General features: G+C 58.1%; 3 protein-coding genes. All 3 read left to right on the top strand.

Annotation, left to right across the window (positions count from 1 at the left end):
• Window positions 1–393: 393 nt before the first annotated feature.
• Complete coding sequence (locus tag QZ329_RS13920) at window positions 394–1,431, top strand: AAA family ATPase (RefSeq protein WP_295753602.1); 1,038 nt, start codon at window positions 394–396, stop codon at window positions 1,429–1,431.
• Window positions 1,432–1,759: 328 nt separating this feature from the next.
• Window positions 1,760–2,725, top strand: coding sequence for a MobV family relaxase (mobV, locus tag QZ329_RS13915; protein WP_295753601.1), 966 nt, complete (start codon window positions 1,760–1,762; stop codon window positions 2,723–2,725).
• Window positions 2,726–2,728: 3 nt separating this feature from the next.
• A partial coding sequence (locus tag QZ329_RS13910; RefSeq protein WP_295753600.1) for a ParB/RepB/Spo0J family partition protein occupies window positions 2,729–3,570 on the top strand: 842 nt, incomplete at its 3' end.

Raw genomic sequence — 3,570 nt, 5'->3', positions numbered from 1 at the left:
GTAAAACTTTTTTAGAGAACATAAACAGGAAACAGGCGCTTGCCTTTGGCCTTTGGGCCAAGGGCAGGCGCTTTTTTATTTCCTCTGGAAATTTTGCGGAGTAGACTTTCAAAAGCGGCTATTCGTGAGTAAACAGATGGAACGACATTCCTCTTTTGAAAACTGAATAGCAGCCGTCAGAGAGATACCTGCCGCAGTAGATAGTGTGCCATGACATGAGCGTACCTGCTGCTTAATTCGCGCATAGCGCCGGCAGAGAAAACCCGGCCAGAGTTGGGCGGGGAACCGTATGGCGGTCTGCGTTACATATCCCGCAAACGTGGGGTGTGAATTTTCAAAGGAGGAAACCGCTTATGTTTCATATCAGGAAAAAACGCCGGGGGAGGTGCCGCTATGAAGAAGCTGAAAACGGTGGACGCGGACACGTTGCTCTACCAGCCGCTTGACAAGCCCAGTTTCGTGGTGGACGGCCTGATCCCCACTGGCCTGACCCTGTTCTGCGGGGCGCAAAAGATCGGGAAAAGCTGGCTCATGCTGAAGCTGTGCCTGTGCGTGTCGGAGGGCAGGCCCCTGTGGGAGCTGCCGACCACACCGGGGGACGTGCTGTACCTGTGTTTGGAGGACACCTTTTACCGCATCCAGGACAGGCTGTTTCGTCTGACCGATGAAGCCAGCGATCGCCTGCGCTTCGCCGTGGCAAGCTGCAAGCTGACGGACGGTCTGGTGGGCCAGTTGGAGGACTATCTCAAAGAGCACCCCGGCACCCGGCTGATCGTCATAGATACCTTGCAGAAGATACGCACCGCGTCCAAGGACAACGCCTATGCCAACGACTACGGGGACATATCGTTGCTCAAGGATTTTGCGGACAGACACGCCCTGGCGGTGGTGGTCGTCCACCACATCCGCAAGCAGGGGGACAGCGACATTTTCAATCGGGTATCCGGTACAACCGGGCTGACGGGCAGCGCGGACGCCACCTTTGTGCTGGAAAAGGAACACCGGGCATCCGACACCGCCGCTCTCTACGCCATCGGCAGGGACATCGAGTACCAGGAGTTCACCCTGCGCTTTCGTGATTGCAGTTGGGAGCTGGTGGAGCGGAAATCCCAGGAACAGCTTGCGGCGGCAGAGGTGCCGCCCATTCTTTTTCGGCTGGTGGCTTTTATGGAGGGACGGCGGGAGTGGTCGGGCACCGCTACCGAACTTTTGACGCAGATGGGGGAAACAGACACCGCGCCCAACGTCATCACAAAGCTGCTGAATGAGTACCACGCCACCATCCTGCGCCAGAATAACGTCCGCTATGTGTACCGCCGCACCAAGGCGGGGCGGCGCATCGTCCTTTCGAGGGGTGACGGCGTTGACAGCGGTGACGGTTTATCTGGGATGCCGTCAGTGAGGGGAACAGCCGTCACCCCCGTCCTGTGACCCGGAGGGTCACGCGGGGCGTAGCCCCGCAAAAAGGGAGTCCAGAGGGAACGTCTGGCACACGGCCTTGCTTGCAAGGTGTAGTGTGTTACACCCTGGAAACGCAGCCGGAAAAATCGGAGATTTTTTCGGCCGCAGGGGTGGCGCTTTCCGAGCCGTGGCGCGAGGAAAGACCCGCCCCTGCACCATGCGTTTCCGGGGTGTTCTCCCGTCAGGGTGACAGCGGCGGGGGGGCATCCCAAAATAACCGTCACCGCCGTCACCGCTGTCAACCTGATGGGCGGACGCGCCCCCGGTCTGCCCGCACATTTCGATTGGAGGGATGACCATGCCCTATGCGATATTGCGCTTCCAGAAGCGCAAGGCCGGTTCCATCGCGGCCTGTGAGCGCCACAACGAGCGGAAGAAAGAAGCCTACAAAAGCAACCCGGATATTGACATGGAGCGTTCCAGAGAGAATTATCATCTTGTTGCCCCGCCCCAGTACACCTACAAAAAGGAGATCAACCGCATGACAGCGGCGGCGGGGTGCCGGGTGCGTCGGGACAGCGTGATGCTGGTGGAAACGCTCATCACCGCATCCCCGGAGTTCATGCACAGTCTATCACCGGCGGAGCAGAGGGCCTATTTTGCGGCGGCGCTGGACTTTGTTTCCGGGCGTGTCGGAAAACAGAATATCATCTCCGCCGTGGTGCATATGGACGAGACAACGCCCCATATGCACCTTTGCTTTGTCCCCATCACCAAGGAGGGCAAGCTGTCGGCTAAAACCATGCTGGGCAATCAAAAGAGCCTGTCCGAGTGGCAGACGGCCTACCATGCCCATATGTCAGCCAGGTGGCCAGAGTTGGAGCGCGGGGAGTCCTCCATGATAACTCGGCGCAAGCACATCCCCACATGGCTGTTCAAGCTGGGCGGCAGGCTGGATAAGCAGCATGACGAGATCGTAAAGGCCCTGTCCGACATCAACGCCTTTAACGCTGGGAAGAAGCGGGACAAGGCGCTGGCGCTGCTGTCCGCATGGCTGCCTGACATGGAGCGGTTTTCACGGGAAATCCAGAAGCAGAGCGATTATATCAACAGCCTGAAACAGCGGGTCAGCCAGTCGGAGCAGTACGCCGACCATCTGCGGGATGGGCGCTATGCGGAGGAATTAAAGGTACAGGAGGCCAACAAGCGCATTTTTGAGTTGCAGCGCACCAATCAGCAGTTGGAGCGGCTGGTAAAGCTGATACCGCCCGAAGTGCTGGAAGAACTGCAAAAGTCCGGCAGGGGCAGAATGAAAGAGAGGTAGCCCATGAAAAAGCAGGAATTAACTGTGCTGAAAATAGAGGATTTGCGCCCGTTTCCGGGCAATCCCTTTCATTTGGTGGAGGATGAACAGCTTATGGAGTTATCGGAGAGTATCAAGGAATTTGGCATGGCCGCGCCCATCCTCACCCGGCCCGCAGGGGATGGGAACGGCTACGAGGTCATAGCGGGACAGCGGCGTGTCCGGGCGGCGGAGTTGGCGGGGATAGAGAGCGTCCCCGCCTTTGTTCTGCCCATCGACCGCGACCGGGCCATCATCACCCTTGTGGACAGCAACATCCAGCGGGAGAATATCCTCCCGTCGGAGCGGGCCTTTGCCTATACGATGAAGCTGGACGCCATGAAGCGGCGGGGCTACCGCACCGATCTAACATTGTCCCAAGTTGGTACGAAGTCCAGGACGGATGAAATTGTGGCAAAGGGCTTTGGCGTCAGCAAGTCCACGGTACAGCGGTTTATCCGCCTGACGGAGTTGTTGCCGCCTATTTTGCAGATGGTGGATGAGGGCAGGATCGCCCTCACCCCTGGGGCGGAACTGTCCTTTTTGACCCAGGAGGAACAGAAAAATCTGCTCACCACCATGGAGAGCGAGGACGCTACGCCCTCGCTGGCCCAGGCCCAGCGCATGAAGAAGCTGAGTCAGGCGGGACAGCTTGATATGGACGCTATTTTTGCCATTATGACCGAGGAAAAGGGCAATCAGAAAGAAACCGTCAAAATCGGCATGGACAAGCTGCGGAAGTATTTCCCCAGGGGGACGACGCCCCAGCAGATGGAGGAAACCATCATCCGTCTTTTGGAACGGGAATTGCGGCGCAAGCGGAACCG

It is taken from the genome of uncultured Oscillibacter sp. (assembly GCF_910579365.1).
Lineage (GTDB): Bacteria > Bacillota > Clostridia > Oscillospirales > Oscillospiraceae > Oscillibacter.
The sequence above is the reverse complement of the archived record's forward strand: the minus strand, read 5'-3'. Positions and strand labels throughout refer to the sequence as shown.